Genomic DNA, 12316 nt, shown 5'->3' on the forward strand with positions numbered 1-12316 from the left:
TGCACCCCTGCGGGGCTTCGCCCCTGCACCCCTGCGGGGCTTCGCCCCTGCACCCCTGCGGGGCTTCGCCCCTGCACCCCTGCGGGGCTTCGCCCTTGGCGCCCTGCGGGATTTGCGTCCCTGCACCGCGGCGGGGACTTGCGTCCCTGCACCCCTATAGGGGCGTGCCTCCGCGCTTGACCGGGGACTCCGTCCACCGCTCTCTGGCAGCGCATTCAGGACTCCGGCGCCACAGCCGGCCCGCGCGGCTTCGTTTCCGCACCCCGGCAGGAGCCGTGCCTTCGTGCTTCACCCGGGACTTCGTCCACCGCGTTCGGGTACCGCATCCGGACTCCGGCGCCCCCGGCGGTCTGCACGGCCGCCTCGCCCCTGCGCTCTGGCTGAAGCCGCGCTCCGCCGGGGGCTCCGCCCGCGCACTGTCGGCCCCCTCCGAGGGAAACCCCTCCACGCACACCGGCCCCCCGCCCCCGCCGAGCGGCCTACGCCCCGGGTGCCGCCCCCCGAAAGCCATCCTCAATCCTTCGCGCCCCCGACCCCGAAGGTCGCCCCCTCGCACCTCGCGGCCCCCGCAGCGCACCCCCACCCCCCGACCCCCGAAGGCCGCCCCCGCTCCTCGCCGTGCCCTCCGCAGCACACCCCCACCCCCCGACCCCCGAAAGCCGCCCCCGCTCCTCGCCGTGCCCTCCGCAGCACACCCCCACCCCCCGACCCCCGAAAGCCGCCCCCGCTCCTTGCCGTGCCCTCCCCGCAGCCGCACCGCCACACCCCTTCATGTGACCCACCTCACAATTCTGGACTGAGTCCAAGTTGAGATCCACTCCGTAATACCGCGCAGAAGCTGACGCAGGGGGCGTTGGCTGGGATACGGGGAGAAGTTGCGTCATGGGTGTGAACAGGACGTTTTCGCAGCGTCGTAAGAGTGTGATCGTCACCGCGGTCGCGGTGGCCGCCGCCGGCGGGGTCGCGGCCGCGGTGATCCCGGCGTTCGCCGCCGGGGGGCGGGGCGCCGACCACGCGGGGCACGTCGGCGACAGTGTCGTCACGCAGAGTGGGAGCCTCGGCGGGGGTACCGTCCTCGCCGCGAGTCTCCGGGGTGCCGGCGAGGTGCCCGTGGCCGGTGGGCCGGCTGTCGGGGACAAGGACGGGGCCGCGCTGGAGTTCATCAGGATCAAGGGCGACAAGGTGTCCGTGGCCGTGACCTGGCGCGGTACCGGCAGGCCGACCCTGCTGCACATCCATCAGGGCGCCAAGGGTGTCAACGGCGGCGTCAAGGTCGACTTCGGCAAGCTGCTCGGCGGTGGCAGCGGCAGGGTCAAGGGGCACAGTGTCGTCGGCACCGTGCGGGTCAAGGACGCGGGGCTGCTCGACGCGCTGAAGTCCGATCCCGGCGCGTTCTATGCCAACCTGCACACCGCCGAGTTCCCCGGCGGAGCCGTCCGCGGCCAGTTGCACAAGGTCACCACGGCCGGGTTCGACTTCCGTGACGCGCTGGACAACTTCCAGGCGTCGGTGGTCAAGGGCAAGCAGATCTACGAGTGCAAGCCCGCGGAGGGGGGCGGTCACGCCTTCGCGCAGCGGGACGTCAGCGCCGTACTCGGCGGACGTATCGCACACTCGTTCGTGAAGCCCAACTCCGGTACCCCGCAGTGGGTGGCGCGGGACGGCAGCGCGGTCACCGGGACGCTGATCAGCAAGACCCCGAACGGTGACGGCAACATCCCCGAGCTGGACCTCCGGGCCACCCGGTCCGGCAAGCACCACGGGCTGCTCGCCGATACCACGGAGATCCTGCGGCTGAACACCGTGGGCGGAGTCGCCCCGGCGGGTTCCTGCACCCCGGGTGCGGTCGTCGGCGTGCCCTATCAGGCGGATTACGTGTTCCTGCGGAACTGACCCGTCGAGGTCCGTCGAACGGTGCCGGAACGCGTGCGGCGCCTCCCCGACCCCTACGGGTCGGGCGAGGTGCCGCACCTTCGTGTCATACCCCAGCAGTACACGGAGTTGAGCCCGCGGTCTGACGCTTACCGGGGCCCGATTTGGTCAGATGGACACCACGGAAAACACCACTCCTCACCGATTCGGGTGAGAATGGCGGCTCAGGGTGGAATCAGCGGGACGCGCCGAGACGGACAGCCGCCGCCGACGACGGAGGTAAGGCACACATGGCACCGATGGCACCGTACGAATCCGACGACAGCACGAACGGCACGACCACGACCGCCGCGGAGGCCGGCGCGCCGCGCGGACGGCGTGCGGCCGCTCGGTACGTCGTCCCGGTCGCGGTGGTGGGGGTGGCCGCGGCGACCATCGGGCTCGTCCCGGCGCTTGCCTCCTCCGGCGACCCGGACCTGCCGAAGATCAGCGCGGCACAGCTCATCGACAAGATCGCCAAGTCGGACGTGGAACAGCTGTCCGGCACGGTGAAGATCACCACGGACCTGGGGCTGCCCGACCTGGGCGGACTGGAGAGCGGCCTGCTCTCCGGCGGCGCTCGCCCGGGCGGCGACGACGGCGACGGCTCGGCCGCGGATCCGTCGGCCAAGCTGACGGAACTGGCCTCCGGCACGCACACCCTGCGCGTCGCGGCCGACGGTCCGGACCGCCAGAAGCTCTCGCTGCTGGAGAACGCCGCCGAATACAGCCTCATCCACGACGGCAAGGACGTCTGGGGCTACGACAGCAAGTCCAACGAGGTCTACCACTCCACCGCGGACGACAGCGCCGCCAAGGAGCGGGGCGGCGAGGACCACGTCCCGGCCACGCCGAAGGACCTCACCGACGAGGCCCTGAAGGCGGTCGACGACACCACCTCCGTCACCGTCGACGGCACCATGCGGGTCGCCGGACGGGACGCCTACAAGCTGCTCATCACGCCGAAGCAGTCCGGCACCACGGTCGGCGCGATCAGCGTGGCCGTGGACGCGAAGACGGGGCTGCCGCTGAAGTTCACGCTGACCCCGGCCGGCGGCGGCGCCGCCGTGGTGGACGCGGGCTTCACCCAGGTCAGCTTCGCCCGGCCGGCCGCGTCGACCTTCGACTTCACCCCGCCCAAGGGCGCGAAGGTCACCGAGGGCGACGACCTCGAGCACGGCCGGGAGAACGGGAAGCCGGAGGAGGCCCTCCCCGAGGGCGCCGAGGGTGCCGAGGGCTTCGGTGACCTCGAAGGCCTCGAGGTCATAGGCGAGGGCTGGAACTCCGTCGCCACGTTCGACAGCGGCAGCGAAGGGGGCCTGCCCTCCGAGTCCGCCGACGGCGACCTGGGCGGCTTCCTCGGCTCGCTCGGCGACAAGGTCAGCGGCAAGTTCGGCTCGGGCACGGTCTTCTCCACCCGCCTGGTCAACGCCCTGGTCACGGACGACGGCAAGGTGTACGTCGGCGCCGTCACCAAGGACGCGCTCGTGAAGGCCGCCGACACCGGACGCTGAGTACGGGCACGACGAATCGAGGGAGCCGATGGACGAACCGTCCGCCACGGAACCGCACCCGAAGGACGCGGATGCCGGCGTCATCGACACCCGCGGCCTGACCAAGCGCTACCGCGGCGGACAGCTCGCCGTCGACGGTCTGGACCTGACCGTCCCGGCGGGCAGCGTCTTCGGCTTCCTCGGTCCGAACGGCTCCGGCAAGACCACCACCATCCGCATGCTGATGGGGCTGATCGCGCCCACCTCGGGCACGGCGCGGGTGCTGGGGCGTCCCATGCCCCGCGCCTCCCGTGCCGTGCTGCCGCAGGTCGGCACACTGATCGAGGGCCCGGCCCTCTACGGCTTCCTCTCCGGCCGTGACAACCTGCTGAGATACGACGCCGCCGACCCGACGGCCGACCCCCGTACCCGGCGCGCCCGGGTCGGACAGGCGCTGGACCGGGTGGGTCTGACGGCCGCCGCGGGCAAGAAGGCGAAGGCGTACTCCCTCGGTATGAAGCAGCGGCTGGGACTGGCGGCCGCCCTCCTCCAGCCGCGCCGCCTGCTCGTCCTGGACGAGCCGACCAACGGCCTCGACCCGCAGGGCATGCGGGAGATCCGGGCCCTGGTGCGGGAGTTGGCCTCCGATGGCACGACCGTCTTCCTCTCCTCGCACCTGCTCGACGAGATCGAGCAGGTGTGCACGCATGCCGCGGTGATGACGCGAGGGCGGCTCGTCGTCCAGGGCGAGGTCGCGGAACTGGCCGCCGGGGCGCGCGGCAGACTGGTGGTGACCACGCCGGACCCGGGTGACGCGGCCCGCGTGCTGAAGGAGCAGGGCGTCGGCGATGTCGTCGTCACCGACGAACGGGTGACCGGCGAACCACCGGACCAGGACCTCGCCGAGCTGAACGCCGCCCTGGTGACGGCCGGTGTCCGGGTCCGCGGCTTCGGGCTCGAACGGGACTCCCTGGAGGACGCGTTCGTTGCCCTGACGGGGGAGGGTTTCGATGTCGCGGGCTGAACCGGGCGCCGCTGCCGGCGCCGCCTCGGGCGCCCACTCCACTCCCGCCTCGGCCGGCGGTACCGAAGTCCCGCGCACCCCGAGCCCGTTGTGGACCCTCGGTCTGCTCCGCAGCGAGCTGGTGACCACCTTCCGGCGCTGGCGTGCCCTCGCTCTGCTGGGCGTGCTGGCGGCCGTACCGGTCCTGGTCGGGATCGCGGTGAAGATCGAGACCGGTGACGGGTCCTCGGCCGGGGGCGGGGGCGGCGAAGGGCCCGCCTTCATCTCGCAGATCACCAACAACGGCCTGTTCCTGGTGTTCACGGCGCTGGCCGCGACGCTGCCGTTCTTCCTGCCGATGGCGATCGGGGTCGTCGCGGGCGACGCGATCGCGGGCGAGGCCGGCGCGGGAACGCTCCGCTACCTCCTGGTGGCCCCGGCCGGCCGTACCCGTCTGCTGCTCGTCAAGTACGCGACCGTCATGGCTTTCTGTCTGGTGGCCACCCTCGTGGTCGCGGCCTCGGCGATGGCGGTGGGCGCGTTGCTCTTCCCGCTCGGTGACCTGACGACGATCTCCGGCACCCGGATCACGTTCGCCGAGGGCCTGGGCCGGGCGGCGCTGATCGCCCTGGCCGTCGCCTTGTCGCTGGTCGGCGTCGCGGCGCTCGGCCTGTTCGTCTCGACGCTGACCAGCAGCGGCATCGCGGCCATGGCGACGACCGTGGGTCTGCTGATCACCGTCCAGATCCTCGACCAGATCCCGCAGCTCCACGCGATCCAGCCGTACCTCTTCTCCCACTACTGGCTGTCCTTCGCCGACCTGATGCGCGAACCGGTCTACTGGGACGACCTGGTGAAGAACCTCGGTCTCCAGGCCGTGTACGCGGCGGTGTTCGGCTCCGCCGCCTGGGCGCGCTTCACGACGAAGGACATCAGCAGCTAGCGGGACGGGGGGCGGCTCACGCGTCCTCGAACGGGAAGCGCGCGAGCGGTGCCTCCCGCGCGAAGAACGTCTTCGCCCGCGCCAGCGCCGCCGTGTCCTTCAGTACGTCGCCGCGCGCGCTGCCGTTGCCGAGCAGGACCCCGCCGAACCGCATCCTCAGATACGCGGCCGAATTGTTGAGCGCGTCGATCAGCGGGTCGGCGACCACCGGTTCCGCATCCGCGAGCGCGGTCACGCCCCAGAGGGTGCGCCCGGCCAGCGTCGCCTTGAAGTCGGCGTCGGGGACGCGCAGCCAGCCGGACCAGTAGTCCAGGTAGCGCTTGGTGAGGCCGGACAACGAGTACCAGTACAGCGGCGACGCGATGACTATGTCCGTCGCCGCGAGCGTGGCGTCGAGCAGCAGGGTCTCGGCGTCCGGGGCGGACGCGCGCGGCCGGTCGGCGTCGTGCCGCCCGTCCTCGAAGTCGGGCAGTGCCAGCCCGGCGAGGCGGACCCACTGCTGCTCGACGTCCGCGGGCAGCTGTTCGGCGGCCCTGCGCGCCAACAACTCCGTGTTGCCGTCGCTGCGACCACTGCCCAGGACGAACAGGAATCGACGAGTCATGGCTCCCCCAGTTTTGACACGCTTCGACATACTTCGACACGCTTCGGACACATCAGGTACGGCACCCGCAGGACGTACGGCATACGTACGGCACACCTACGGCGTGGGGCATGGCACCCCATGACAATTACGTGCGTCTGCATTACATGCGTGTGCAACTATAGTCGATGAGCCGGATCAGCGCCCGGGTTTCCCTGGGCGGCTCCCCGCTCAGGTCGCCGACGCGCCAGGCGGGCACCCACGGCACCCGATGGACGTCGACGGCCGACTCGATCAGGGCGATCCGCCGGGCGAGGGGTCGCGGCAGCCGGCCCGGCGCGTCCGCGACCAGCACGACGGAGTCGAGGTCCAGGCCGAAGGGGGCCTCCCCGCGCCGGAACACCTCCAGGGTGCGCAGAACGGCGTCGAGTCCCGCCGCGTGCGTCCGGGCGACGAGCAGCACCGACGGCGGATCACCGGCGCCGGGCCAGTCGTGGCCGCAGTCCTGGCCGCCGTAGACGGTGGCGAGGGTGGTGGTGCCCGCGCCGCCGTGCGTGGCCACCCAGGAGAAGCGCCGTGGGGTGCCGTGGCCGGGGCCGGGCTCCGCCGTCTCCTGCTCCGAGGTGCTCACCGGCCCCCGGATCCAGATCTCCGGCCCCTGCCGCACACCGCCGTCGCGCATGCCCGTGCTCCTTGCTCGTCTGCCGAACGTCACTCCGCCGGGGGTACGCGCGGTACCACGGGCGGGGTCCTGGGACGAGTCTGTGACCTTGTGGTGACGCGTGCACCCGAAGTGGGCGGAGAGACTCGACAGTACGTGCAGGACCGGGTTCCGCCGCTGAGGGAGCGGTGTTCCCGCGCCGGGAGGGGGCACCATGGAAACTGCGGAGCCCGCGGAACCCGCCCGCGCAGGCCGCCGACTCCCCGACGCATCCGAGTGAGGGAAGCGATGTCTCGACTCAGCCGCGAGAAGAAGCGCGAAGACCAGCGCACCGCGCGTTCCGCGGTCCCCATGGCGCCCGCGCCGGCACCACTGGACGTCCGGGTCCCCGCGGCCGGGCCGGGCGCGGGCGGCGCGACGATCGGTGGCGTGCCGGTCGTCCCGGACCCCGGCGAGGAGGTCCAGCACGCGGTGCTGAGGCACCTCCACCGCATCGCCCTCGCCACCGGTCACCCGGTCCTCGCCGTGGTCCGGGACGACCGCATCGGTTACGCCGTCCCGCTCCGGGTGGACCTGGACGGTTCCAGTCACTTCACGGGGGAGCCGGCCGCCACCGCGCCACCGGAGGACGCGGTACCGACCACGCCCCCGGCCGCGTCGGCCGCTCCTGCCGCCGCCCCCGCGAGCCCGCCGCCGGCCTGGCGGCAGGAGGACGCCGAACCGCCACGGTCGCAGCCGGCCCCACAGCCGCTCCCGCAGCCGCTTTCGGATGCGGAGCCGTCGCCGGAGTCGCGGCTCGACGACCCCGCTCCCACCTTCCGCCTCCGTACGGTGCGCGAGTCCGCCACGGACACGCCCTACGGCACGGCCGCCGCGCCGATGGGCGAGTTCGGCCCGCCCCCGACCATGGACGGCCCGCTGAGCCCGGCTCCCACAGCGGCACCAGCGTCCGCACCCCTACCACCCGCCTTCGGCCAGCCCCCCGTCGTCACGCCCGAGCCCCAGTCAGATCCCCAACCAGAGCCCCACCCCGAACCCGACCCCTACGCCGTTCCCGAGCCCGCTCCCGATCCCAAGGCGACTCCCGCCCGTGGGTTCGACGCGGTCGCCGAAGCCGTGCTCGGCGACGAGCCGCTGGGCGCGTCCGGCGCGGGCGACACCCCCGCCCTCCTCGCCGAGCCGATGGCGCGGATCAGCGACGCCGTGAAGTCGGGGCAGATCGAGGAGGCGGCGGCGCTGGCCGAGCGGACCGTCGCCGAGGCGTCGAGGTCACTGGGGCCCGAGCACCCCGAGGTGCTCCGGCTGCTCGAACTCACGGCGTACATCGCCTATCTGGCGGGCGACCCGCTCCGCGCCTTCCACCTCTCCCTCGACCTGGCCCGGGTGTGCCACCGTGCCGGGGACGCGGAGGCCGCGTACGGCAACGTCCAGAGCGCGGCCGCGGCCTGGCGTGCGGTGCGTGACCCCGCTCAGGGACTGCGCCTGGGGCAGGATCTCCTCGGGCTGTGGACCGACCTCACGGGCGAGGACGGGCCCGCCGCCGACGACATCGGCCAACTGGAGTCCGCCCGCGCCCGCATGAACCGCCTGGCGGAACGAGCGGCCCGCGACACGGACACCCGCTAGCGGACCCCGGAGGGAGACCGGGAGCCAGGCTGGGGTCAGGGAGGCAGGGGAGCGGACGCGGGAGACGGGCCGAACGTCACTGGACGCAGAACTCGTTGCCCTCCGGATCCGCCAGCACGACCCACTCGCCGCCCGGCTCCTTCACCTCCCGCACCACGCTCGCCCCCAGCTTCTCCAGGCGCTGGACCTCCTCCGCCCGCCGGTCCCGGCCCGCGTGCAGATCCAGGTGCAGCCGGTTCTTGGCCAGCTTCGGCTCCGGCACGCGCTGGAACAGCAGCCGGCGCCCGAGCCCGGTCCCGCTGTCCTCGTCGTACGGGTCGTCGGGGTGGCGTACGGCGATCAGGTCCCGGAAGGCGGGGCGGCCGTGGAACTCCACGGTGGCCGAGCCGGACAGGGCCCCGGCCTCCAGCAGTCGTTCGACGAGAGCGCTGTTGTCCTCGACCGTGTAGTGGAGCGCGGCGGACCAGAAGTCGGCCTGCGCGTGCGGGTCGGCGGCGTCGATGACGAGTTTCCAGTGCAGCGGGGCGGGTGCGGTCGTCTGCGTCATGCCGACCACTTGTAGTGGGTACCCGAGCCGGCGCGCAACGGAACCGCCGGGACGGTCGCCCGGTCCGACCGCGCGCCAGAGCCGTTCGCGCACGTCCTCCGCGAAGGGGGCGACACAGCGCAGCGCCTGTACCAGTCCGGCTGGACCGGGTAGGCGTCGGGCGTCAGGCGTCCACCGCGGTCGGGCTGCCGGCGGATCCAGGGGCGGGAACAGCGGCGGATCCGGGGGCGGGAACAGCCGCGGAGCCGGGGGCGGGGACAGCGGCGGCACCGGGGGCGGGGATCGTGCGCCCCGCCGCCGCGGCCCTGAGCAGCGCGGTGCGGCGGGCGGTGTGCAGCGCGTTCCCGGTGAGGAGCGCCAGGGCCAGCCAGACCAGGGCGAAGCCGGCCCAGCGCTCGGGCGGCATGGCCTCGCCGAAGTAGACGACGCCGAGCAGGAACTGGAAGACCGGGGCCAGGTACTGGAGCAGGCCCAGCGTCGACAGCGGGACCCGTATCGCGGCCGCGCCGAAGCAGACCAGGGGGATCGCGGTGACGATGCCGGTCGAGGCGAGCAGGGCGGCGTGCCCGGCGCCCTGCGCCGCGAAGCTCGCCTCGCCGTGCGCGCTCAGCCACAGCAGATAGCCGAGGGCGGGCAGGAACTGGATCGCGGTCTCGGCGGCCAGCGACTCGATGCCGCCGAGGTCGACCTTCTTCTTCACCAGCCCGTAGGTGGCGAAGGAGAAGGCGAGGCAGAGGGAGATCCACGGCGGGCGGCCGTAGCCGATGGCCAGGACCAGCACGGCGGCGAAGCCGACGCCGACGGCCGCCCACTGCACGGGCCGCAGCCGTTCCTTCAGCAGCAGCACGCCCATGGCGATGGTGACCAGGGGGTTGATGAAGTACCCGAGCGAGGCCTCCACCACGTGGCCGCTGTTCACGGCCCAGATGTAGACGCCCCAGTTCACGGTGATGACCGCGGCGGCCACGGTGATCAGCGCCAGCCTGCGCGGCTGCCGCAGCAGTTCGCCCACCCAGGCCCAGCGGCGTACGAGGACGAGCGCGACGGCGACGAAGGCGAGGGACCACACCATCCGGTGGGCGAGGATCTCCCCCGCTCCCGCGGGCTTCAGCAGCGGCCAGAAGAGGGGGACGAGCCCCCACATCCCGTAGGCCGCGAAGCCGTTCAGCAGCCCTGTCCGCCGCTCGCCCCTCGACTCTCCGGCCACGGGTCCCTCCCTCTCGTTCACGGACACGCGCGCGCGTGTCCGTGCCCAGAAGGTAGCGCCGAGCGACCCCGACTGTCATGTCCGTATCGCCATACGGTCATGACAGCCGGGGTGTCGTGTCCGGCGGGCCCGAAGCGGCTGCGGGGTCAGCCCTTGAGCGCGGCGGCGACGGCCTCGGCGAGCGGGGTGGTCGGGCGGCCGGCCAGACGGGAGAGGTCGCCGGGGGTGTCGGCCAGCTCGCCCTTCTCGATCGACGCGTCCACGCCGACCAGGATCGCGGCGAACGCCTCGGGCAGCCCGGCGCCGGTCAGAATGCCGTGGAGGACCTCGCCGGGGACGGAGTTGTAGGCGATCTCCTGGCCGGTCTGCCGGCTCAGCTCGGCCGCGTACTCGGCGAAGCCCCAGGCCTCGTCGCCGCTCAGCTCGTACGTCCTGCCCTCATGCCCCTCGCCGGTCAGTACGGCGACGGCGGCGGCCGCGTAGTCGGCGCGCGCGGCGGAGGAGATCCGGCCCTCGCCGGCCGCCTGGACGACGGCGGAGTGCTCCAGCACCGGGGCCAGGTTCTCGGTGTAGTTCTCGTGGTACCAGCCGTTGCGCAGCAGCGTGTACGGCAGACCGGAGGCGAGCAGCACCCGCTCGGTGGCGCGGTGGTCGTCGGCGAGCGCGGCCGTCAGGCTGCCGGGGGCGCTGGTGTAGGCGAGCAGGGCGGCCCCGGCCGCCTTGGCGGCGTCGATGACGACCTGGTGCTGCTGGACGCGGCCCTTGTCGAACTCGTTGCCGGAGATCAGCAGGACCTTGTCGCCGGCCGCGAAGAGGCCGTCGAAGGTCTCGGGGATGTTGTAGTCGGCGACCGCGAGCCGTACGCCGCGGGCCGCGAAGGCGGCGCCCTTCGCCTCGTCGCGCACGACGGCGGTGATCCGCTCGGCCGGGACCTTCTCCAGCAGCTGCTCCACGACATGACGGCCGAGGTGTCCGGTGGCTCCGGTGACGACGATGCTCATGATCTGAATCTCCTTGTGGGGTGCGATGTCGCCAACCCTAGGAGGAGCGCTAACTATACGACAGTACCCACTTTGAAGTAAGGTACCCACATGTCAGTAAGTACCGAGGCGGCCGGCAAGTACGCCGTCGGCGAGAGCATGTGCCCCCACCGACTGGTCCTGGAGCACGTCACCAGCCGCTGGGGCGTGCTCGTCCTGATCGAGCTCCTCGACCGCCCCTACCGCTTCAGCGAGCTGCGCCGGACGATCGGCCGGGTCAGCGAGAAGATGCTGACCCAGACGTTGCAGACCCTGGAGCGGGACGGTCTGGTGCACCGGGACGCCAAGCCGGTCATCCCGCCGCGCGTCGACTACTCCCTGACCGAACTCGGGCGCGAGGCCGCCGAGCAGGTACGCGCGCTGGCGCTGTGGACCCACGAGCGGATGCCCGCCGTGGAGCGGGCGCGGCGCGCCTACGACGAGGCCCGGGCCACCTCGTAGGGGCCCGGGCCTCGTCACGCACGTCGGGTCCGGTCAGCCGACGACCGTCCAGGTGTCGCCGCCCGCCAGCAGCGCCGCCAGGTCCCCCTTGCCGTGCTGCTCGATCGCCGTGTCCAGCTGCTCGGCCAGCTGGGTGTCGTAGACCGGCCGCTCCACCGCGCGGAGCACACCGATCGGGGTGTGGTGCAGGGTGTCGGGGTCGGCGAGCCGGGAGAGGGCGAAGGCGGTGGTCGGTGACGTGGCGTGGGCGTCGTGGACCAGGATCTGCGCCTCGTTCTCCGGAGTCACCGTGACCACCGTCAGGTCGCCCGTCCGCTGGTCCCGTACGACACCGCGCGAACCGTCCGCCCCGAAGCGGATCGGCCGGCCGTGTTCGAGGCGGATCAGCGCCTCCTGCGCCGACTGTCTGTCCTTCAGTGCCTCGAAGGCGCCGTCGTTGAAGATGTTGCAGTTCTGGTAGATCTCCACGAGCGCCGTGCCGGGGTGCGCGGCGGCCTGCCGCAGGACCTCGGTGAGGTGCTTGCGGTCGGAGTCGATCGTGCGGGCCACGAAGGAGGCTTCGGCACCCAGGGCGAGGGACACCGGGTTGAAGGGGGCGTCCAGGGAGCCCATCGGCGTCGACTTGGTGATCTTGCCGACCTCCGAGGTCGGGCTGTACTGGCCCTTCGTCAGACCGTAGATCCGGTTGTTGAAGAGCAGGATCTTCAGGTTCACGTTGCGGCGCAGGGCGTGGATCAGGTGGTTGCCGCCGATGGAGAGGGCATCGCCGTCACCGGTGACCACCCACACGGACAGGTCCCGGCGCGAGGCGGCCAGGCCGGTGGCGATGGCGGGGGCCCGGCCGTGGATGGAGTGCATCCC

The 12316-nt window shown here is 72.5% G+C and carries 12 protein-coding genes; 6 read left to right on the top strand and 6 right to left on the bottom strand.

Annotated elements, in window-relative coordinates:
• Positions 1–882 precede the first annotated feature (882 nt).
• The 4 genes from ACWCQK_RS35920 to ACWCQK_RS35935 all read left to right on the top strand — a co-directional run bounded on the left by ACWCQK_RS35920 (position 883) and on the right by ACWCQK_RS35935 (position 5350).
• Positions 883–1893: a CHRD domain-containing protein gene (locus ACWCQK_RS35920; protein WP_451162396.1), complete on the top strand. Its 1011-nt coding sequence runs from the start codon at positions 883–885 to the stop codon at positions 1891–1893.
• A gap of 278 nt (positions 1894–2171) precedes the next feature.
• On the top strand, positions 2172–3425 hold the full coding sequence (locus tag ACWCQK_RS35925; protein WP_451162420.1) for a LolA family protein: 1254 nt from the start codon (positions 2172–2174) through the stop codon (positions 3423–3425).
• A gap of 28 nt (positions 3426–3453) precedes the next feature.
• Positions 3454–4428, top strand: coding sequence for an ABC transporter ATP-binding protein (locus ACWCQK_RS35930; protein WP_451162398.1), 975 nt, complete (start codon positions 3454–3456; stop codon positions 4426–4428).
• On the top strand, positions 4415–5350 hold the full coding sequence (locus ACWCQK_RS35935) for an ABC transporter permease (RefSeq protein ID WP_451162400.1): 936 nt from the start codon (positions 4415–4417) through the stop codon (positions 5348–5350). Before ACWCQK_RS35930 ends, ACWCQK_RS35935 begins: the two co-directional genes overlap by 14 nt.
• Positions 5351–5366: 16 nt before the next feature.
• On the opposite strand, the gene ACWCQK_RS35940 is transcribed toward ACWCQK_RS35935, so the two are convergent.
• Complete coding sequence (locus ACWCQK_RS35940; protein ID WP_451162402.1) at positions 5367–5954, bottom strand: flavodoxin family protein; 588 nt, start codon at positions 5952–5954, stop codon at positions 5367–5369.
• A gap of 142 nt (positions 5955–6096) precedes the next feature.
• The gene (locus ACWCQK_RS35945) at positions 6097–6615 is read right to left on the bottom strand and encodes a DUF6668 family protein (protein ID WP_451162404.1); all 519 of its coding nucleotides are present in this window, start codon (positions 6613–6615) and stop codon (positions 6097–6099) included.
• A 267-nt stretch (positions 6616–6882) separates the two neighbouring features.
• Here ACWCQK_RS35945 and ACWCQK_RS35950 point away from each other — a divergent pair, with 267 nt between their 5' ends.
• The gene (locus ACWCQK_RS35950; protein WP_451162406.1) at positions 6883–8220 is read left to right on the top strand and encodes a tetratricopeptide repeat protein; all 1338 of its coding nucleotides are present in this window, start codon (positions 6883–6885) and stop codon (positions 8218–8220) included.
• A 76-nt stretch (positions 8221–8296) separates the two neighbouring features.
• Here the strand turns inward: ACWCQK_RS35950 and ACWCQK_RS35955 are convergent, their stop codons facing one another.
• The 3 genes from ACWCQK_RS35955 to ACWCQK_RS35965 all read right to left on the bottom strand — a co-directional run bounded on the left by ACWCQK_RS35955 (position 8297) and on the right by ACWCQK_RS35965 (position 10975).
• Positions 8297–8767 (bottom strand): VOC family protein, encoded by a 471-nt coding sequence (locus tag ACWCQK_RS35955; protein WP_451162408.1) that lies wholly within the window; start codon positions 8765–8767, stop codon positions 8297–8299.
• A 163-nt stretch (positions 8768–8930) separates the two neighbouring features.
• Positions 8931–9974, bottom strand: a complete 1044-nt coding sequence (gene rarD, locus ACWCQK_RS35960; RefSeq protein WP_451162410.1) for an EamA family transporter RarD — start codon at positions 9972–9974, stop codon at positions 8931–8933.
• Between the two features lie 146 nt (positions 9975–10120).
• Complete coding sequence (locus ACWCQK_RS35965; protein WP_451162412.1) at positions 10121–10975, bottom strand: NAD(P)H-binding protein; 855 nt, start codon at positions 10973–10975, stop codon at positions 10121–10123.
• 90 nt (positions 10976–11065) lie between these two features.
• Here ACWCQK_RS35965 and ACWCQK_RS35970 point away from each other — a divergent pair, with 90 nt between their 5' ends.
• Positions 11066–11455, top strand: coding sequence for a winged helix-turn-helix transcriptional regulator (locus ACWCQK_RS35970; protein WP_451162414.1), 390 nt, complete (start codon positions 11066–11068; stop codon positions 11453–11455).
• A gap of 33 nt (positions 11456–11488) precedes the next feature.
• Here the strand turns inward: ACWCQK_RS35970 and ACWCQK_RS35975 are convergent.
• On the bottom strand, positions 11489–12316 hold an 828-nt coding region (locus ACWCQK_RS35975), incomplete at its 5' end, for a 2-oxoacid:ferredoxin oxidoreductase subunit beta (RefSeq protein WP_451162416.1).

Source organism: Streptomyces sp. NPDC002306, from assembly GCF_053593435.1.